We start from the raw sequence: 205 nt of genomic DNA, 5'->3' as shown, positions 1-205 counted from the left end.
GCCATGCAGGAGAACGCCCGTCAGGGCTTCTGGAACGGCTCCACGCCGCCCTTCGGCTACCGGACCGCGGCCGCCGGACAGCGCGGCCAGAAGGTCAAGAAAATCCTCGTCGTCGACGAGGCCGAGGCCGCCGTCGTGCGCCGCATCCACGACCTCGCCCTCGGCCGCGCCGGACTGCCCCTCGGCGTCAAGGCGATCGTCAACG

General features: G+C 71.7%; 1 protein-coding gene. It reads left to right on the top strand.

What is annotated here, in order from left to right:
* The coding region (locus B8460_RS22515; protein WP_048863314.1) for a hypothetical protein at positions 1-205 on the top strand (205 nt) is incomplete at both ends.

This window comes from Acidisphaera rubrifaciens HS-AP3, from assembly GCF_000964365.1.
In the GTDB taxonomy this organism is placed as follows: Bacteria; Pseudomonadota; Alphaproteobacteria; order Acetobacterales; family Acetobacteraceae; genus Acidisphaera; species Acidisphaera rubrifaciens.
This window is presented reverse-complemented; position numbering and strand designations above follow the sequence as displayed.